21 protein-coding genes and 1 tRNA gene are annotated in these 18,681 nt (G+C 60.6%); 11 read left to right on the top strand and 11 right to left on the bottom strand.

Going from position 1 to position 18,681, the window contains the following annotated elements:
• Window positions 1-439: 439 nt before the first annotated feature.
• Window positions 440-1,459, top strand: a complete 1,020-nt coding sequence (locus NKH73_RS06175; protein ID WP_352929108.1) for a DUF2336 domain-containing protein — start codon at window positions 440-442, stop codon at window positions 1,457-1,459.
• Window positions 1,460-1,504: 45 nt separating this feature from the next.
• On the opposite strand, the gene NKH73_RS06180 is transcribed toward NKH73_RS06175, so the two are convergent.
• From NKH73_RS06180 to NKH73_RS06190, 3 genes are all read right to left on the bottom strand, one after another.
• A complete protein-coding gene (locus tag NKH73_RS06180) occupies window positions 1,505-1,852 on the bottom strand; it encodes a DUF1491 family protein (RefSeq protein ID WP_352929110.1) in 348 nt (115 codons plus the stop codon).
• 108 nt (window positions 1,853-1,960) lie between these two features.
• The gene (locus NKH73_RS06185; protein WP_352929112.1) at window positions 1,961-2,734 is read right to left on the bottom strand and encodes a peptidoglycan-binding domain-containing protein; all 774 of its coding nucleotides are present in this window, start codon (window positions 2,732-2,734) and stop codon (window positions 1,961-1,963) included.
• Entirely contained in the window at window positions 2,709-4,454 is a 1,746-nt protein-coding gene (locus NKH73_RS06190; RefSeq protein WP_352929837.1) for a PAS domain-containing sensor histidine kinase, read from the bottom strand. Before NKH73_RS06190 ends, NKH73_RS06185 begins: the two co-directional genes overlap by 26 nt.
• 536 nt (window positions 4,455-4,990) lie before the next feature.
• On the opposite strand from NKH73_RS06190, the gene NKH73_RS06195 reads away from it, so the two are divergent.
• Window positions 4,991-5,359 (top strand): DUF5330 domain-containing protein, encoded by a 369-nt coding sequence (locus tag NKH73_RS06195; RefSeq protein ID WP_352929113.1) that lies wholly within the window; start codon window positions 4,991-4,993, stop codon window positions 5,357-5,359.
• 115 nt (window positions 5,360-5,474) lie between these two features.
• Entirely contained in the window at window positions 5,475-5,903 is a 429-nt protein-coding gene (locus NKH73_RS06200; protein WP_352929840.1) for a SufE family protein, read from the top strand.
• Between the two features lie 139 nt (window positions 5,904-6,042).
• Here NKH73_RS06200 and NKH73_RS06205 read toward each other — a convergent pair whose 3' ends face one another.
• Both NKH73_RS06205 and NKH73_RS06210 read right to left on the bottom strand, forming a co-directional pair.
• Window positions 6,043-6,468 (bottom strand): Ros/MucR family transcriptional regulator, encoded by a 426-nt coding sequence (locus NKH73_RS06205; RefSeq protein ID WP_287244296.1) that lies wholly within the window; start codon window positions 6,466-6,468, stop codon window positions 6,043-6,045.
• 433 nt (window positions 6,469-6,901) lie between these two features.
• Window positions 6,902-7,270, bottom strand: coding sequence for an SH3 domain-containing protein (locus NKH73_RS06210; protein ID WP_352929115.1), 369 nt, complete (start codon window positions 7,268-7,270; stop codon window positions 6,902-6,904).
• Between the two features lie 118 nt (window positions 7,271-7,388).
• Between NKH73_RS06210 and NKH73_RS06215 the strand changes: the two genes are divergently transcribed.
• The 4 genes from NKH73_RS06215 to NKH73_RS06230 all read left to right on the top strand — a co-directional run bounded on the left by NKH73_RS06215 (window position 7,389) and on the right by NKH73_RS06230 (window position 11,834).
• On the top strand, window positions 7,389-9,500 hold the full coding sequence (locus NKH73_RS06215; RefSeq protein WP_352929116.1) for a S9 family peptidase: 2,112 nt from the start codon (window positions 7,389-7,391) through the stop codon (window positions 9,498-9,500).
• 79 nt (window positions 9,501-9,579) lie between these two features.
• Window positions 9,580-10,206 carry a LysE family translocator gene (locus tag NKH73_RS06220; protein ID WP_352929117.1) on the top strand — a complete coding sequence of 209 codons (627 nt, stop codon included), beginning with the start codon at window positions 9,580-9,582 and terminating at the stop codon, window positions 10,204-10,206.
• A gap of 185 nt (window positions 10,207-10,391) precedes the next feature.
• Window positions 10,392-10,781: an SET domain-containing protein gene (locus NKH73_RS06225; protein ID WP_352929118.1), complete on the top strand. Its 390-nt coding sequence runs from the start codon at window positions 10,392-10,394 to the stop codon at window positions 10,779-10,781.
• A gap of 204 nt (window positions 10,782-10,985) precedes the next feature.
• Window positions 10,986-11,834 (top strand): LON peptidase substrate-binding domain-containing protein, encoded by an 849-nt coding sequence (locus NKH73_RS06230; RefSeq protein ID WP_352929119.1) that lies wholly within the window; start codon window positions 10,986-10,988, stop codon window positions 11,832-11,834.
• Between the two features lie 6 nt (window positions 11,835-11,840).
• Here the strand turns inward: NKH73_RS06230 and NKH73_RS06235 are convergent, their stop codons facing one another.
• The 5 genes from NKH73_RS06235 to NKH73_RS06255 all read right to left on the bottom strand — a co-directional run bounded on the left by NKH73_RS06235 (window position 11,841) and on the right by NKH73_RS06255 (window position 15,355).
• Window positions 11,841-12,788, bottom strand: a complete 948-nt coding sequence (locus NKH73_RS06235) for a cytochrome c (protein ID WP_352929120.1) — start codon at window positions 12,786-12,788, stop codon at window positions 11,841-11,843.
• 9 nt (window positions 12,789-12,797) lie between these two features.
• Window positions 12,798-13,241 (bottom strand): c-type cytochrome, encoded by a 444-nt coding sequence (locus tag NKH73_RS06240; protein ID WP_352929122.1) that lies wholly within the window; start codon window positions 13,239-13,241, stop codon window positions 12,798-12,800.
• Window positions 13,242-13,436: 195 nt separating this feature from the next.
• The gene (locus NKH73_RS06245; RefSeq protein WP_352929123.1) at window positions 13,437-14,033 is read right to left on the bottom strand and encodes a superoxide dismutase; all 597 of its coding nucleotides are present in this window, start codon (window positions 14,031-14,033) and stop codon (window positions 13,437-13,439) included.
• Window positions 14,034-14,139: 106 nt separating this feature from the next.
• Window positions 14,140-15,018 (bottom strand): branched-chain amino acid aminotransferase, encoded by an 879-nt coding sequence (locus NKH73_RS06250; RefSeq protein ID WP_352929124.1) that lies wholly within the window; start codon window positions 15,016-15,018, stop codon window positions 14,140-14,142.
• Between the two features lie 61 nt (window positions 15,019-15,079).
• Complete coding sequence (locus tag NKH73_RS06255; protein WP_352929125.1) at window positions 15,080-15,355, bottom strand: hypothetical protein; 276 nt, start codon at window positions 15,353-15,355, stop codon at window positions 15,080-15,082.
• Between the two features lie 139 nt (window positions 15,356-15,494).
• Between NKH73_RS06255 and NKH73_RS06260 the strand changes: the two genes are divergently transcribed.
• The 3 genes from NKH73_RS06260 to NKH73_RS06270 all read left to right on the top strand — a co-directional run bounded on the left by NKH73_RS06260 (window position 15,495) and on the right by NKH73_RS06270 (window position 16,871).
• Window positions 15,495-15,573: transfer RNA gene (locus NKH73_RS06260), tRNA-OTHER, on the top strand.
• Window positions 15,536-15,835: an HAD-IA family hydrolase gene (locus NKH73_RS06265; RefSeq protein WP_352929127.1), complete on the top strand. Its 300-nt coding sequence runs from the start codon at window positions 15,536-15,538 to the stop codon at window positions 15,833-15,835. The genes NKH73_RS06260 and NKH73_RS06265 overlap by 38 nt, the downstream gene beginning before the upstream one ends.
• A gap of 211 nt (window positions 15,836-16,046) precedes the next feature.
• The gene (locus NKH73_RS06270) at window positions 16,047-16,871 is read left to right on the top strand and encodes a L,D-transpeptidase (protein ID WP_352929129.1); all 825 of its coding nucleotides are present in this window, start codon (window positions 16,047-16,049) and stop codon (window positions 16,869-16,871) included.
• A 91-nt stretch (window positions 16,872-16,962) separates the two neighbouring features.
• Here NKH73_RS06270 and NKH73_RS06275 read toward each other — a convergent pair whose 3' ends face one another.
• Complete coding sequence (locus NKH73_RS06275; RefSeq protein WP_352929131.1) at window positions 16,963-17,868, bottom strand: alpha/beta fold hydrolase; 906 nt, start codon at window positions 17,866-17,868, stop codon at window positions 16,963-16,965.
• A gap of 119 nt (window positions 17,869-17,987) precedes the next feature.
• Between NKH73_RS06275 and NKH73_RS06280 the strand changes: the two genes are divergently transcribed.
• On the top strand, window positions 17,988-18,578 hold the full coding sequence (locus NKH73_RS06280; RefSeq protein WP_352929133.1) for a CGNR zinc finger domain-containing protein: 591 nt from the start codon (window positions 17,988-17,990) through the stop codon (window positions 18,576-18,578).
• Window positions 18,579-18,681: the final 103 nt, after the last annotated feature.

Consider the following 18,681-nt stretch of genomic DNA (forward strand, 5'->3'; position numbering starts at 1 on the left):
GAAAATCAGTGGTGTGGAACAGGCAGCGTCCCCGGCGAGCCTGGCGTCCCCGACGAGCCTGGCATCGAGCCCGGCTTGTCCAGACCGACGCCTGTCCGGGTCTCGCCCGTCAGTGGCCGTTGCTCATAACGGACGCCGGGGAAAATGATCACCGCCGCCGGCGCTCCGGTGTTTTGTTCTGCTCGATTGGTTGCCGCCGTTCGCGGCACGAAAGACAGTACCATGCCCATGGTTCGCGTATTCCTCTCGGTTGCCCCGGAGCACAACGCAACGCCTCCAATCTGATTAAGGACGCCAGTAGGTTAACGGAACGCTAACGGATCGCCGCTAATTTGATCTTTGTCTAGAGGTCAGGAAGCCTTGGCCCGCGGCGAATGCGAAACCGACACAGTCCCGGTCGAGCATGGTCTAGATCGTGTCGAGTATCAGGCGTATCTTTGTGTCAGCTTCGGATTTCAGGCAAATCGCTATACGGGCTGAATCGGGAAAGGCCGAAAGGCTGTTCCGCGCGGCGGTGTCGGCGTTCTGTTCGCTCACCCGCCCTTCGCGCCGGGAGATAGCGCAGCTTGAAGACCTGACGCTTCCGCTTTTCGCCAACGTGTCGATCGAATCACGCCGCTACGTCGCTGCCGCCCTTTCCGAGTGCGAATATGCGCCCACCGCGTTGGTCCGGCGGCTTTGCGAGGAGCCGGTCGACGTCGCTGCCCCGCTGCTCATCCGCTCGCGCGCGCTCAGCGATGTCGATCTCATCGCGCTGATCGGGCGGCACGGCCTGCCGCATGCGCGTGCCATCGCGCGTCGCAAGAACCTGAACCCGACCATCGCGGATCTGATCAGGGTGCTTGAAAAGCCGACATTGGTGCGGATGCGGCAGCCGGAGGCGATCGCCGAGCCGACGCCCGAAACCGCCGAACCCGCCGCGTCCAATCCGGCCGCGCAACCGGAGCCCGGCGCCGCTGCCGAAAATGCACGGCGCCGGCTGCGGTCGATGATGCATGCCGACACGAAGAGCGCCAGCGCGGCCACCGATCCGTCCAACGGCGCCGAAACCTATGTCAAACTGCGCGAGACGGCGCTGACCGGCAACGCCGCGTTCTTCCAGACAGCACTGGCCGACGCGCTCGAAATCGATTTCTCAACGGCGCGATCGCTTACCGCAAACCAGAATTACACGTCGCTGCTGGCCGCCCTGCGCGCGCTCGATCTTGGCGAAGACAGGGCGTTCCTGATCACCGTCGCCGTTTATCCCACCACGTTTCAGCATCCGCAGGCGATCCGCATCTTCCTCGACCGTTACCGCCTGCTGCACCGCGAGGCAGCGTTGGACAGGCTACGCGGCTGGAAAGCCGAGGCATTGTCGAAGGCCATTCGCTATACCGGACCTGTTGCGGCATACGCCGACACCCGCGAGGCGAACAGCGACAATGCTGCCGCCAACGTCAAAGTGCGTCGTGTCTGAAGAGATTCAAGCGAACGCTTTAAGCTTCTGTTTTCATGAAGATCGTTAGGGCGACTTGACGGAGATCAGTTCCTCGACGGGAACAGAGCCGGCCTCGATCTCGACCACCCAGATGTCGGGGTCGAATTTCTTCTCCCTTTCCAGCCGGGCGTCGAAGACGGCGACATCGTCGCCTGTGCCGAGCAGGCTGAAGAAGCGCTCATGGGGCTTGGCTGAACCATAGCTCGTCTGCGGCGCCGGCCCGAACAGGGCGATCTCGCCCAGTCTGCCACGCGCCAGCACAAAAACGGCGCCGGCCTCGGTCGCGCCGCGCTTGACCACGGCGGCGAAGCCGCCGGCGCCGAAAACCCGGCGCAGCAGGGCCGACACCCACAGATCGGTGGTTACGCGCATGGCAGGATTCTGGACGACATCGGACGGTACTTAGAGCAAAGGGCCGAAAACCGAAATCGGTTTTTGCCCATCCGGTTGGCGAACGCCTCGACCGTCAGGCGTCGATTGTCAGTTGGTCAGGCCGATCTCGCGCATCTTAACGTAGACGACCTCGTCGGGCTCGCCGGTCTCCGGCAATCCGAACAGCGACTGGAACTCCTTGATCGCTGCCTTGGTGCGTGCCCCAACCACGCCATCGAGCTGCATATCGTCATTGCCGAATGCCTTCAGCCCGGCCTGGATCTTGATGATACGGGCGTCGGGTGCTGGCGCTGCCGCATTTGCCTGCGTCGAAACGGAAACGGGAACGGCGGCCGTGTCGCCCGGGCGAGGTGCAGGATGCGGCACCGCCGTGGAGGCGGTTGGCGTGGCGCCCAATTGATCGAGGAGGACGCTGTCGATCTCGCCGGAGGCGTTGAGCCCGACCTTCTGCTGATAGGCTTGGATAGCCTTGCGCGTGTTGGGGCCGGTAATCCCGTCGACCGTACCGGAGTAGAAGTCGAGATCCTTCAATATGCCCTGGACCTGTTCGACGACTGGATCGCTCTTGATCTGTGCCGAGGCCGGCCCCGGCCGCACGATGTTGATGGTAGTCTCTGGCTCGTCGGCGTCTGCGCGAGGAAAGTTCTCTATGCTCCTGGTCGCGAAGAACGCGCCGGCATGGGGAAAAGGCTGATACCACAGGGCGTTCGCCGAGACGTAGAACAGCGTCACCAGGAAGGCGGTCGAACCGCCGACCAGAACCGGGTTGCGCGAGATCAGGCTGCCGATGGCGACCGCGCCACCTTGCAAGGCATTGCCGCGGCGCTTGACCGCCTTAGGCTGTTTTGCGGAGCGAGCCATGCCTGTCCCCTTTCGTCTCGCCTTCCGTCTTGGCCGCGGGCATCGGCAGCACGCCGGGCTTGTCGGTCGAACGCCCCCTCGGTCCGTTCACCGGCAAGCTGATCGTCACCGTAGTGCCCTCGCCTGGCATGCTTTCGATCGACATCGTGCCTTCGTGCAGTGCCACCAGCCCCTTTACCAGCGACAGGCCGAGCCCGGATCCCTCGAAGCGGCGCGTATAGTCGTTGTGGATCTGCATGAACGGCTTGCCGAGATTGGCAAAATCTTCCTCAGCGATGCCGATGCCGGTGTCCCTGACCCAGAAATGCAGCCGCGAGCCGATCCGCTTGGCGCCGACGACGACATCGCCGCCATCGGGCGTGAACTTGATCGCGTTGGAAACGAGATTGATGAGGATCTGCTGCACGGCGCGACGATCGGCATTTATCTCGCCTGCATCCGGTGCGACCTGGGCTTGCAGTTCGATGTCCTTGGCTTGGGCCTGCAAGCGCATCATCGACTGGCACATTTCGACCGCTTCCACAAAGCGGAATGGTTCCGGCTCGGTTGCGTAAGCGCCGGCTTCGATCCTTGACACATCGAGTATCGAGGTGACGACGGCAAGCAAATGCTGGCCGGACTCCTTGACCAGGCCGACATATTCCTTCTGGCGCGGATCCTTGAAGGTACCGAACATCTCATGCAACAGCATGTCGGAAAAACCGATGATGGCGTTCAACGGCGTGCGAAGCTCATGGCTGACAACCGCCAGGAAGCGTCCCTTTGCCACTTCGGCAGACGCGGCCGCCTCTTTCGCAGCGGCAAGCTCTTCGCGCAACCCGGTGACTTCGTCGTTTTCCCGCAAGACGAATGTGAAGACGTCCTCCTGCTCTTTAGCCCGCATCAGCTCGAGGGAAAACGGCCGGTAATTGTCCGCCGTCGGGCCGTTGCCGTTTTGCGGCAGCCGGACGCGAAGATCGAGCCGGCGCGCCGACGCGCCATCGCGCATGTCGGCCAGCGCGCTGAGGTATGCGACGCGATCGGACAGATGGATACGATCGAACAGGCCGGTACCGAACAGCAGCTCCGGCTGCAGATGCAGGATCGTGCGCGCCTTTGCCGACGCATCCAGAACCTCGCCATGCCTGCCGGCCCGCAGGACAACGGCGTCGATGACGTTCTCGAGCCGATCGTCCGTCGCTGGATCACGCTGCGCGCCGGCCGGGTTGCCAAGGGCTGCTATACGCGGAATGAGGGTGAGCGCCCAGGCCAGCGGCAGCAGCCAATGCCACGCAACGATTTCTGCCGCGCCGAACGGAAAGACAAAACCGGCAAAGGGCTGCAGCAGGATAGCGACAAATGCGGATACTGTGCCCCACAATGCGGCGCGACGAGACGCGCCGATCCACCAGGCTTCGAACGGCAGTGCCACGACAAGTATGGCGACCGGCGAGGCCAGGCCTCCCGCCGCGGCAATGACACCGGCAAGAGCGAAACTGCCCATCGCCAGGGCGACCTGGCCAGCGAACGCCATCTTGCCCGATGCCGCCACCAGCAAGGCGGCAAACCAGCAGAAGCCGAACGTCGCAAGGATCGCAGCCATGGTCACGGCCGCGCCGATGCCCGAGGTCACCAGCGTGACGGCTGCACCTGCGGCAAAAAATGGAGCTGCCAGCATGATACCGATAAATCGGCTCTGGCACCGGCGGTCGTTCTGTCCGAGGATCGACGGATGAACCATACGTTCGCAACCGGCTGCCATGGCGCCGGGCAACTCAACGTATCTGGTTCTTATCGAACTCAACTCAACCCACTCGCATCCAGTCGTGAACAGCCCTGCTTCGCACGTCGCTTTTGTTGATCTGAAACTCGCATCCAGCGTTTAAGGAATGGATAAGGCGGGACCGACCAATGCCGGGCCCGAGGCAAATATCGGGAGGCCGGCGCGGCAAAACCTGGGCAATTGCAGCCATAGTAAATGGAGCGTTATCCGGGACGACCGCCCTCCCGCCGCTCACAGCTGCCACCCGCACGCCTCTCTTTTGAGAAATAACAATAGAAAACAGCAAGATAGATGGTTAACCTTAAGTGAAGAAAATAGCCTGGATTTGAGGCAAACCCGTTGCAAAATGCTTCGTTTCGAATTTGCCTAAAATTTGAGGAAAATTTTCGCTGACCAGGCAAGCCGTCCTTTGCGCGTCTGTGCCATTATCGTACCCATAAAAGAGGTCATGCCGCACGAATGCATGGTCCGGTCACGGATGAGAGGGCATACAGATGGGCTTTCTGATAAGAATGGCTTTCTGGTTTTCGCTGGTGCTTCTGGCGCTGCCGCTGAGTGTCGGCTCCGACGAAGCAGGCCACCAGAGCGTCGGACCGATCCAGGCCTTGTTTGCGGCGCGCGAGGCGGTCGGCGACATTGCCGGCATATGCGAACGCAAGCCCGACATCTGCGAGACCGGCAAGTCTGCGATGCACACGATCACCGCCCGGGCCAAGGAGACCGCCAAGATAGCGGCCGCCATGTTGGACGACGAGACCGCCGAACCCGACACGGCGACAACGACCGGCAGCGTGCCCGAAGACATCGTCTTGCCCGCCAACGTCGACTTGCCGGCAAAGGGCGACTTGCCGGCAAAAAACTGAGATACTTTTCAGCCGCGTCTATCACTGCACCGCAGGCCGATCGCCCTCTCGATGCCTACGGTGTTTTTCCTCTTTTTCCGTGACGCGGCGTCGCCGGGTGACTATATCCGGTGCGATGACGACGACGATCCAAACGATCCGCGACGATTTCTCCCTGCTTGACGAGTGGGAAGACCGCTATCGCTATGTGATCGAACTAGGCGAGGCCCTGCCGCCATTTCCCGATGAGGAACGCAATTCCGTCAACAAGGTGCCCGGCTGCGTTAGCCAAGTCTGGCTGACCACGGAATATGGGCCTGGCCCCGATCCAGTCGTCACCTTCGCCGGTGATTCGGACGCCCATATCGTGCGCGGCCTCGTCGCCATCATGCTGGCGCTGTTTTCGAAACGACCCGCCAGCGAGATCCAGAAGACCGACGCGGAAGCCACGCTGAAGGCACTCGGCCTCGACGAGCACCTGTCGCCGCAACGCGCCAATGGTCTTCGTTCTATGGTCAAGCGGATCAAGCGCGACGCCGAGGCGGCCTTGAGGCAGACCGCCTGATTAGGTCAACAGCGCGCGATCAACCGGCATGACGGCGCCGATACATGGCAACGCATGTCGCGCCAGCAATGCTCCAAAAGCAAAACGGCGCCCGGAGGCGCCGTTGATCATCTAACCAAAGTAGAGAGAGTGCCGGTTATCAGCGCCCCTTGCGCTTGCGGCCGAGACCCATCTTCTTGGCAAGTTGGGAACGGGCAGCAGCATAGTTGGGAGCAACCATCGGATAGCTTGCGTCCAGGCCCCATTTTTCACGATATTCGTCAGGCGTCAGACCGTAGTGGGTCATCAAATGGCGCTTCAGCGACTTGAATTTCTTGCCGTCTTCAAGACAGACGATGTAATCGTCATGGACTGAGCGTTTCGGGTTTACTGCCGGCTTCTGCTTGTCGGCAGGCGGCTGTTCACTGGCCCCGCCCACGCGCCCGAGGGCGGCATGGACATCGGCGATAAGGCTCGGCAGTTCGCCGACCGGCACCGGATTGTTGCTGACATAGGCGGCTACGACATCGGCCGTCAATTCGATCAGCGCATCACTATTTCTGGAAGGTGTTTCGACAATATCCATGGCTTCATGGCCCCAACGAAAGGTGTTTCTATCTGCGCCCTATTTTTGACAGGTCGGGCACCGCGCGAAATTTTTGCAGGAAAGAGCCTCTGCGATTCGCGTCGCAGCATCCTAATGAGCCAGTGAACGAAGTAAGTCAATTCGCTTCTTGTGCTATATTCATCGGTGTTAAGAAAATATTCCACGATTAGCTTCAATCTTTCGTGCACTCTGTAACTTTACGATATTTTCTGGTCAGACCAGCAGCGTCTGACGCAACGTCAAGCTGCCGTTACATCCATTACGGCTAGTAAAAATATCTCAATGCTTCGCTATGCTTGGTTGTAGCGCGCGCGCTAGCTGGTTGTTTAGTGTCCGCGAAACCATAGGTTGCGATTTGTCTCGGCCGCTGCTGCGAATAGCCAGAGATCAGCCGCGGACCGCCACCGATCCGTCAATGCGGGGTGATGTATTTTCCATAGACCCAGCCGGTGACGAAATTGCCGTTCTGTGCCGGATCATGCCAGACTTCGCACCAGCGATAACGGATCTTCTGTTCCTGCTTCCAAGCCGGCTGCTTGGCGATGTCGAGAAGGTTTATGCCGCCGGTGCATTTGCCGGTCATCTGCAAAACGGCGCCGTTGGGATAGGCGGCCTGCTTCTGAGACGATGCCGCCGGATATTTGCGCACGTTGAGCGTGTCGCCAAACGCAACGTTGGTCACTTGCCAAGCGGCGAACACGGTTGCATGAGATTGGCCGGCAAAGGCCAAAACTGTCGAAGCGGCGACGAAAGCCGCGGCGGCGTGAAAACGGTATTTCATTTGTCTCTCTCCTCCGGCTCATCTTCTGGAGCCCGGTGCAAACATATATTCCGGCTCTTGAACCCGCGCTGATCGGCGTGTTCATTCTCAATTCAAGTAACTTCCACAGCGAGACGCAATGACCCGAACCCCAGCATTTCCGACTGTCACCCCGCCGCAACCGGAGAAGCGGCCAGTCTTCGATATACATCATGGGGTAACCCGGACGGACGACTATGCCTGGCTGAGAGCCGATAATTGGCAAGAGATGTTCAGGGACCCGTCCCTGCTCGACGGCCAGATCCGCGCCCATCTCGAAGCCGAGAACGTCTACCAGGCGGCCTTGATGGCCGACACCGCACCGTTGCGGAAGCAGCTCTTCAAGGAGATGAAGGGCCGCATCAAGGAAGACGATTCTTCCGTGCCAATGAAGGACGGACCCTACGCCTATGGGTCATCTTTCAAGCTTGGCGGCGAGCAGCCGCGTTATTTCCGGACACCGCGCGATGGCGGCGATCAGCAGATCCTGCTCGACGGCGATCTCGAGGCCGAGGGCAAGGCCTATTTTCGCCTCGGCGGCGTCGACCATTCGGCCGATCACGGCAAGCTCCTGTGGGCGTTCGACGACAAGGGCTCCGAATTCTTTACGCTTCGTGTGCGCGATCTTGCCAGCGGCAACGAACTGACGGACCGGATCCCGGACACAGGTGGCGGCGGCGTGTGGGATGCCGGCAATGACGGATTTTTCTACACCCGCCTCGATTCCAACCATCGCCCCTCCAAGGTGCTGTTCCATGTCCTTGGCGACGACCCGCAGAATGACCGGCTGATCTATGAGGAAACCGATCCCGGCTTCTTCATGAATGTCGGCGGCACGCGCTCCAACGAATGGATCATGATCGGCATCAACGATCACGAGACCTCGGAGTACCGGCTGATGAGCGCCAGCGAGCCGTTCGCCGAACCGAAGCTGGTTTGCCCGCGCGAGACTGGCCTGCAATACGACCTCGAAGAAGGCGGCGATATCTTCTTCATTCTCACCAACGCCGACGGCGCCAAGGATTTCAAGGTGATGACGGCGCCGGCGAGCGACCCGGTGCGCGTCAACTGGCAGGAACTGGTGCCGCACGAAGCGGGGCGGCTGATCCTCTCGGTGATCGGCTTTAGGGATCATATGGTCAGGCTTGAACGCAAGGAAGGACTGCCGCGCATCGTCGTGAGCGATCGCAAGAGCGGCGAGGAGCACCTCATCTCTTTCGACGAGGAGGCCTTCTCACTCGGCCTGTCGGGATCCTACGAATACGACACCGAGATCATGCGCTTTTCCTACTCGTCGATGACGACGCCGGCACAGGTCTTCGACTACAACATGCGCACCCGCGAGCGCGTGCTGCTGAAGACCCAGGAAGTGCCGTCCGGTCACGACCCGGACCACTATGTGACACGGCGGCTGATGGCGCCCGCCGCCGACGGCGAACTGGTGCCGGTCTCGCTCATCCATCACCGCGAAACGCCGCTCGACGGATCCGCGCCTTGCCTGCTCTACGGCTATGGATCCTATGGCATCACAGTGCCGGCCGCCTTCAACACCAACTGCCTTTCATTGATCGATCGCGGCTTCGTCTATGCCATCGCGCATGTCCGCGGCGGTAAGGACAAGGGTTACGGCTGGTACGACGACGGCAAGCGGGCGCACAAGATGAACACGTTCACGGATTTCATCGCAGTCGCACACCACCTCGTCGCCGAGCGCTACACGGCCCATGACCGCATTGTCGCACAGGGTGGCTCGGCCGGCGGCCTGCTGATGGGCGCCGTCGCCAATATGGCGCCGGAGTGCTTCGGCGGTATTATCGCCGAAGTTCCGTTTGTCGACGTGCTCACCACCATGCTCGACGCGACCTTGCCGCTGACGCCGCCGGAATGGCCGGAATGGGGCAATCCGATCACTTCGAGGGACGATTATCAGACCATCGCCGCCTACTCGCCTTATGACAATGTCGCCACGCTCGATTATCCGCCGATCCTGGCGCTCGCCGGCCTCACCGACCCGCGCGTCACCTACTGGGAGCCGGCAAAATGGGTGGCGCGGCTACGCGACCGCAAGACTGGCGACAATCCGGTGCTGTTCAAGATCAACATGGATTCCGGCCATGCCGGCGCATCCGGCCGGTTTTCCAGGCTTGAGGAGATCGCCTATACATATGCCTTTGCGCTGAAGGTTGCAGGCAAGGCCGACCTTGCCGCGTGAGCACCGGCGGATGAGCAGTCATTGCCTTGCGTTCCGCAACGTGGCTTCATTGGCGGGGAAGTTGCGGAGAAGCCAACCAATGATCGATCTCGCCACATTGATTGCATATGTCGCGGTTGTGCTTGGCTTTGTCTTTATCCCAGGCCCCGCCACTCTTCTGACAGTGGCGAGGGCAACCAGTTCTGGAACCAGGGTAGGCATCGCAACCGGCGCCGGGATCGCGGCTGGCGACGTTGTTCACACCTTCATGGCGATAGTCGGGATTTCGGCGATCATTGCCACGTCGGCGGCGCTGTTCAGCATCGTAAAGTACGCCGGTGCGGCCTACCTCGTTTATCTCGGCATTCGCGCGATCATCGAGAAAACGCCGGCCAACCCGGCTGCTGGCGCGCTTGCGATCTCCGCCGCAAAAGCATTTCGGCAAGCTATCCTGACCGAAGTGCTCAACCCCAAGACCGCGCTTTTCTTCCTCGCATTTCTTCCTCAGTTCGTGCGGCCTGAAAATGGATCGGTCATGCTTCAGTTGACTGCATTGGGAGTCGTCTTTGTCGTGCTGGGCCTTTTCAGCACTGTTGTCTTTGCAGTGAGCGCTGGGCGGCTCGGCACTTTCCTGCGCCGAAATCCGACGGTGCTGAGATGGCAGGGCAAGGTTGTTGGCGGAATCTACTGCGCTTTGGGCGTCCGGCTGGCGCTGCAGGAGCGCTAATGCGCGCCAGCCTTGCACGGCCTTGCCGCTTGCTCACAGTCACGAGTTTTTAATTTGCGTGATCCCTCTCGAAGTCATGCGCAGCGGATTTTTCTGCTCGCAATTCCGATGGCCGCGCGCTACCCAATGCGCGGCTTTCACGGCCGCGCCACCCAAAATCACCCAGTCACGCCAAGGTTTCTGCCATGATGCTCGTCGACGTCTATCTCGACAAATCGCCCATTCAAGGAATCGGAGTTTTTGCCAAGAGCCACATTCCCCGTGGCACACTGGTTTGGAAGCTCAACCCCAATTACGACCGGCGCATCCCGGTCGATGTCTATGAACGCGAGACCGGACCGGTCAAAGCCTATCTCGACCGTTATTCCTATCCCGACCGCCGCGACCCGAACTACATCGTCTTCGAAGCCGACGACGCGCGCTACATGAACCATGCCGATGACCCGAATTGCGACGTCGCCTCACCCGAGGAGACATATGCATTGCGCGACATCGCGCCCGGCGAGGAAATGACGTGCGACTACAATCATTTCTTCGACACCGGCTTCGATTTCCTGGGCGATCGCCACCCGTAAATCGGGAACGTGGAATGCAGCGCGGGCAGGATTGACAACACCGGACCTTCAGCGCACCCTCCAGACAGGTGGATACAACCTGCTGCTTGCACCCTCCGGGGTAAGGTGAATGTATCGAGCCACTTCAGGCTCCCTTTGCCCGAACGAACGGGTCAGTAATGCAAGCCCTGACGTCTTCCGTTCTTCGAAGCAAAGGATCATTCCATGCGCGATTTCCGCGATGCAAAAGCCATGGCGCAAACACTGTCCGAAGCGCTGAACGCCAAATCTGTTTCCCTGTCCCACAGCGAAAGCCTCGAGCTCATTGCCAGGGTCCTCGGCTTCCGCGACTGGAATGTATTGGCTGCAAGGATTCAGGCGAGCCAACCCGTCGGTGCTGGGCCCAGAAACCCGACGCCCGAGGCCAGCCCACCCCCTTCCTCCGGCGCGGATCTGCCGATTTTTCCAATGCGGGATTTCGTGCTCTTTCCGCAAATGACTGTTCCGGTCTTCGTGGGCCGGGACAAAACGCGGCGCGCGGTGGAGCACGCGATGGCAGGCGACCGCCGCGTTCTTGTGGTCGCCCAGAGGCGGGCGACCGACGATGATCCCGGCAGCCTTGATTCTCTCTATCCAGTGGGTGTCACTGCAAGCGTGATAAATTGCCAAACGCAGGTGGATGGTGTTCTCAAGGTCTCCGTTTCCGGCCTCCAGCGAGCCGCGATCCTCCACCTGGCCAACGCCGACTTTCTGGCGGCAGAGGTCGCGCCGGTTGAAGAGCAGCGTGGCCAATCGGCGGAGGCGGCAGCACGTTCGAGCGCGGTTCTCGATACATATCAGAGCTACGCCAACATCGATTTTTCCTCGATCCAGCGAAGGCCCAAGGCGCGGCTCGGTCTGCCCTCCATCGGCGATCCCGGTGTCCTAGCCGATACGCTCGCGCCGCTGCTGTCGATCAGCATCGAACAGAAGCAGCAACTTCTGGAAACCAGCGATGTCGTCGCCCGACTGGAAAAGATCCTCGACCTGATGAAGGCCGGCCGGCCTGAGAATAGGCCAGAGCCAACCGCCTAACGGGTGCTAATTCGTCGGCTTGCGCGCGGGATAGCCGTCGGGATGCGGCGGGACGGCTTTCAGGTAGGCTGCGATCGCCGCGCGGTCCTCGGGCGTCAGTTCGGCCATGTTTCTCTGCACATCGACCATGGCGCCGCCCACGGAATCGAAATCCGGCGTGAAGCCGGTTTCGAGATAGTAGGCGATATCGGTCTCTGACCAGTCACCGAGCCCGCCTTCGCCCGAAGTGATGTTCGGCACGATGCCGCTGCCTTCGGCGGCCGCAGCACCCGCAAGCCACTGGCTTTTCTTGCTGCCACCGATAAAATCCCGCGGCGTATGACATTCGCCGCAATGGCCAGCCCCTTCGACCAGATAACGACCTGCCAGCACCGGCTGCGGCGTCCCGTCCGGAAAGGAAACTACCGGCTGATCGCCCAAGTAGAGACGTTTCCACAGCCCGATGCCGCGACGGATGTTGAACGGGAATCCCAGCGAATTGGCGGGCGCCTTGTCGGCGACAGCCGGAAGCGTCTTCATGAAAGCATGAAGATCGGCAATATCGGCCGGCTTCATGCGCGCGTAGGAAGCATAGGGAAACGCAGGATAAAAATGCTCGCCGGTTGGCGACACGCCCTTCAGCATGGCGTTGGCGAGGTCTTCAACCGACCAGGCGCCGATACCGTCCCTGGCATCCTGCGAAATGTTCGGCGGCACGAAAGTGCCGAACGGTGTCTTGAGTTCGAGACCGCCGGCCAGTTGAAGGCGGGCATCGCCTTGCGAGCCTGGCTTCGCATGACAGGACGTGCAGCCGCCGGCATAAAAAATGCGCTTGCCCCTGGCGGCATCGCCGGAGCCGAGCTGCGCCAGGGTCTCAGCGTCGAGCCTGACCGGCGCCGACAGGAACCAGCCCACAATCGCGCCGGCGGCGCCCAGAAGAAGGGCGGCGCCGACGAGTTTTTTCAGCAGGCGCATCGCCCGCTATCAGCCCTTCTTTATCCTGTATGTCTGGTGGCAGGTGCCGCAATCGCCGCCGATAGTGTTGAATTGTGTCTTCAAGGCATCGACGTCCGCGGGGGCAGCAGCGGCAGCAGCCTTGACGTCGGCGAGATACTTCTGTTCAGCCGCCTTGAAGCCGGCCATGTCTTCCCAGATCTTGGGAGCAGCTGTGGTGTCGCCGGTGTCGCTACCCGCCGGGAAAAGAGTGTCGACGTTGGCATGGAATTTTTCGGCATTGGCCTGCAGCGCCTGCAACGCCGTCAGCACGGCAGCGGCGTCGTAAGGGTCCTCGCCCTTAACCACTTTCGACAATTGGCCGGCGATCTTTCCACGTTCCTTCATCAGGGCCTGCCGCTCCTGGATCGGATCGGCAGACGCCGCCGAACCGGCGAAGGCGAGCATCGAGATGGCGAGGATAAGCTTTCTCATTCATTGGCTCCATGGTGAAGATGTTTAGGACCGGATCCGGCCCTAGCGATAACGGCAAAGGTGGCTTAAAAATTCCGGAAATTCGCCTCACGGTTATGTGAATTTTTGCGATAGTCGTTCTTGCGTGGAAATGAGCAGCCGATCTCAAGCCAAAAGAAAAGCCCCGTTTCCGGGGCTTTTTGCAACTCAACGGGCTTACGCCTTTTCATACATTTCGAGAACGTAGTCCCAGTTGATGAGACTGTCGACGAAAGCTTCAAGGTATTTCGGCCGGGCGTTGCGATAGTCGATGTAATAAGAGTGCTCCCAGACGTCGACGCCCAGGATCGGCGTCGCGCCATGGACCAGCGGGTTCTCACCGTTCGGCGTCTTCGAAATAGCCAGCTTGCCGTCCTTGACCGAAACCCAGGCCCAACCCGAACCGAACTGGGTGGTGCCGGCGGCGATGAAGTCCGCCTTGAATTTGTCGTAGCCGCCAAGGTCGCTGTCGAACGCCTTTTGCAGCGCGCCCGGCAATTTGTTGCCGCCGCCGCCCTTCTTCATCCACTTCCAGAAATGGATGTGGTTGTAGTGCTGGGCGGCATTGTTGAAGAGCCCGGCATTCTTGCCGAAGGACTGTTTTACAGCGTCTTCGACCGACAAATCGCCCAGCCCGGCTTCGGCAGCCAGCTTGTTGCCGTTGTCGACATAGGCCTTGTGGTGCTTGTCGTGATGATACTCCAGCGTCTCCTTCGACATGTAAGGCTGCAAGGCCTCGTAGTCATAGGGCAAGGCGGGCAATTCAAAAGCCATCGGTCGTACTCCTCGTGGAAAAATCCGGTGTCGATACCGGACTAACATAGGTCTGGATTGATGTGGAACAACTCCGGAATGAAGCGCCGATTCCCTTTTTATCGGGTCAACCGGCTGAAGTCGAATGTGCCCAATCCCAATAGAGTTCGCGCGCCTTCTTGGCTACGGGCCCGGGCTGGAGATTACGATCCTCGATGCGGGTGACCGGCACGACTTTCGAATGATTTCCGGTCGAGAATATCTCGTCCGCCTCGAGGAATTCGCGCACCGACAGCGCTTTTTCGGTGGTCTTGAACCCATACTCGTCAAGCAGCGTCATCGTTCGCGAGCGGGTGATGCCGGACAGAAACGTGCCGTTCGGCGCCGGGGTCAGGACATGGCCGTCCTTGACCAGGAAAATGTTCGAGGTTCCGGTCTCGGCGACATTGCCCAGCATGTCCAGCACCAGCGCGTTGTCGAAGCCGCGCATCTTGGCTTCTAGGATGGCACGGCCGTTGTTGGGATAGAGGCAGCCGGCCTTGGCGTTGGTCGGCATGGTCTCGACGGTCGGGCGCCGAAACGGCGAGACGGTAACCGAAAAGCCCGCCGGCGAGATCATCGGCGATTCGTAGAGGCAAAGGCAGAAACGGGTCGAGGCCGGATCGGCCGGCACACCCATATAGCCACCATGCTCGGCCCAATACATCGGCCTTATGTAGACTGCCGTCTTGCCGTCAAACTTCTTCAGCCCGTCCCAGGTCAGCCCGACGATCTTTTCGGCGCTCATGGATGGCTTGAGACCAAGTGCGATCGCCGAGGCGTTCACCCTCGCGGCATGGCGATCGAGGTCGGGGGCGACACCCTCGAACCAGCGGGCGCCGTCGAAGACGCTGGTGCCGAGCCACATGGCGTGACTGCGCGGCCCCAGAATGGCGACATTGCCTTCGTACCAGTCGCCGTCCACGAAGGTCCATGTCGCGGATTGCGCCGCAGTCGCCAGTGTCATCGCTTGGTTCCGCTTCAGAACTGTCCTGTGTCGCCATTGGAAGATGCTTTGGCATCTGCCGTCAACCGGCATGGCCGAGTTTTATTGAGGCCAGCGGCATGCGGATTGCAATCTGTGCTTGCGCCTGGCCTTGCCTCGCCGCAAAACTGTCGTCATGCATTTTGCGGCTTACGTTTTCGACGCCTACGGCACGCTGTTCGACGTGCATGCCGCCGTACGCCGCCATGCCGACCAGATCGGACCGGACGGCCAACTCCTGTCGGAGATTTGGCGCGCCAAACAGCTGGAATATTCCTGGGTAAGGACGCTGATGGGCGCCTATGTCGATTTCTGGCAACTCACGGAACAGGCGCTCGATTTTGCCTTGCGCAAGGTTCCTTCCGCAGACAAGGGACTCAGGGCCAAGCTGCTCGACTCCTATCGGCGGCTGGACTGCTATCCGGAGGTGCCGACCGTGCTCAAAGCGCTCAAGGCATCGGGCGCGAAACTGGCGATCCTCTCCAACGGCTCGCCTGAGATGCTGGAAGCGGCGGTCAAATCCGCCGCGCTCGACCAATTCTTGGACGACATCTATTCCGTCGATATGGTCAGGCGCTTCAAGACCGACCCGTCGGTCTACGACATGGTCGCGACAGGCTGGCGCCTTTATCCGGATGCGGTGTCGTTTCAATCATCCAACCGCTGGGACGTCGCCGGCGCCACCAAGTTCGGCTTCAGGACAGTCTGGATCAACCGCTCCAACCAGCCCGAGGAATACCGGGACTTTCCGCCGGCCCTGATCCTGCCCTCGCTCGAAGGCCTGTTGGCCGGAGCCTAGCGCATGACCCCAAAAATCGGAATGGAACGCTTGGCGCTATAGGCCTGTTGCCCCGGCGCAACAGCGACGGAGCCGTCACAGCTTTGCCTTTCTTTGTCCACCCTCAGGCCAGAATCGGAACCGCCTATCGCGCCGGGCATTGGTAGGGCTGGCGCCGTACCAATTGGCGTATTCATGTTTTGTTTCGATTTGAGACCTAAAAAAGGCAGCCATGTTCACAACCGAAATCGAATCCTATCGCCTGAGCCGTCGTGGCTTTCTAAACGCCGCTGCGCTCGGTGCCGCCTCGATTGCGGTTTCCGCCTGCACCACGACAGGAGGGCGGCCGGTCGAACCTCCACCGCCAGCCAGTGTCGAGCCGCCGCTCATGGACTATGCAACAATGTACGCTCCGATCAGCGACAGTGGGTTCGAGGTCCCAGGCGTACCGTTCGAGAAAATCGACGAGCAATTTCTGCGTCAGATCGTTCCCGATCCAACCGGCCAACAGCCAGGCACCATCGTCGTCGATACGGCCGGCCACCACCTCTACCTCGTGCGTCCGGGCGGACAAGCCATCCGTTATGGTGTCGGGCTGGGACGCGCCGGTTTTGAATGGTCTGGTGACGCCGTCGTCCAGTGGAAGCAGAAATGGCCAAAATGGACCCCGCCGGCCGAAATGATCGCCCGCCAGCCTGAGCTCGCGAAATACAGTGTCGACAATGGCGGCATGCCCGGCGGGCTGACGAATCCGCTCGGCGCTCGGGCGCTGTATCTCTTCCAGGGCAACCAGGACACACTTTACCGCCTGCACGGCTCGCCGGAGTGGTACTCCATAGGCAAATCGGTATCATCTGGCTGCGTTCGCTTGATAAATCAGGACATTATCGACCTGTATGACCGTGTGCCCGGCAAGGCGCCGGTGATCGTTACTTCCGGTGTCGGTCAGGAGCTTGTTGCCACGGCAGACCGCAAGGCCATTCCGATCGATGCGGGCGTCCCGGAAGGATCGATCCTCCTTGGCCCGGTAAGGGCGATCACCGACTCGGTTTTCTGAGCTGGTCGAAAGCGCTGGAGGAGCGGATATCGCTGCTCTCACTGTCGATCCGGGCACGCCAAAGCACTCATGCACCTCGCCGAGTTCGCCGTCACTTGGCGGAATCTCGAAACACGCCGGCGTCCACGTCGCGCATGAAGCGGCTCACAAGAGCCGCGCATTCTCTGTGATGGGTTTCCAAAAGCTGGTGTCCGCTTTCGAAGACGTGGATCTCCAGCGCATCAAGGATGCGGTTGTAGGCCATGATCTCGTTGATATCAAAGAAGGGGTCGTGCCTGCCCCAAAGCAGAAGGCATGGCGGCTGATGCTCGCGGTGGTAGGCCCGGATTGTCGGGAAACGCGCAATGTGCGACCCGTAGTCTGAGAAGATCTTGAACTGGATATCGGTGATTCCGGGCCGCGACAGACGCTCCCAGTCGAGGTGCCAGCCCTCGGGAGAATAGAGAGACGCCAGGCGCTGCGGCTGCTCTCCGATATACTGGTATCGGGTCGTCTCGAAATTCATCCAGTCGGGGAGCTTGGTCCTGTTCTCCTCGGTCGGGTCGGCAAAGAACGCCTTCGGGGCTTCCCATCCCTGCCCCAGCCCCTCCTCATGTGCATTACCGTTCTGGACGACAAGGCCAAGGATGCGGTCCGGTCGGCGCGTCGCGAGATGGTAGCCCACGGGCGTGCCGAAATCGTGGATAAACAGGAAGAACCTCTCGAGGTCCAGCACAGCGAGGAACGCGTCGATCGTGTCGGCAATGTTCTCAAACGTGTAGTCGTAAGCATCGGCGGATGGCGCGGAGGAGTAGCCGAAACCAGGCAGATCCGGCGCAACGACATAGGCGGTTTCCGCCAATGGCTCGATGATGTTGCGATACATGTAAGACGAGGTCGGGTAGCCGTGCAGCAATAGGATCGCCGGCCTCTCCGGATCGCCGGCATGCCGGTAGAAGATATCAAGACCTTTGACATTGATGGTCTCGTGGCGGGTCTTGTGGTGATAGTTTTGCATCTCTCATTTCCTCCTTCTCGTGCCGGACGAAACATCGCCCTGGCCTCGAAACCGGATTTCCGTATTATAGCGGTTACAGCTGTTGTAACCGGATAACAGGTCAGACGAGGTAAGGTTCCGTGGCGAACGCACATACGCGATGGGCGCAGGAGCACTTCATTGGCGGGCATCCCGCCCTTGATCTCGCGAACGCTGTGTTCAACCGGCGGATGCCCGAGCAGGATAACGAACTGCTCAAATCCGCGCACGACATTGGAAACTGGTTCAAGGCATCGGGGCTTGCCGATGCCCGCCAGGCAGAAGCGGTCGCCAGCATAACGGGCGAACCATTCGTGGAAGGGGTCCACGCGGTTCGGGAGGCGTCGGCCCGGATCTTCGGGGCGATCGCCGCAAGCCGGCCCCCCGCGATGGAGGCGCTGAGCTTCCTGTTCTCCGGTGCGGCGAGCGGGCTTGCCGCCGGGTCGATCTTATCGAACGGTACGCGACCGGAACTTACTTTGGTCGAGTGGCGGCACCCGGCTGCCGTCACGGCCTTCCTGGCCGTGCTGTCGGTGGAAGCCTTCTTCACCCTGTCGCGCGAAAGGCTGCGCTCCTGTCCGCGCTGCGGCTGGTTTTTCCTGGACACGTCGCGAGGCGGGAAACGCCGCTGGTGCAGCATGCGGACCTGCGGAAACCGTGAAAAGGTGTCGCGCCACAGGGAGCATGCCTAGACCAACGGCTTCATAGCGATGTCGCGATGGGACAAGGTCACCACCGCCGGCCGCTACATCCATCTTGGCGCAACTACGTCTGTTTGCGTGGACGCGCTGTGGC

It is taken from the genome of Mesorhizobium sp. M0938, assembly GCF_040319125.1.
GTDB lineage: Bacteria > Pseudomonadota > Alphaproteobacteria > Rhizobiales > Rhizobiaceae > Mesorhizobium > Mesorhizobium robiniae.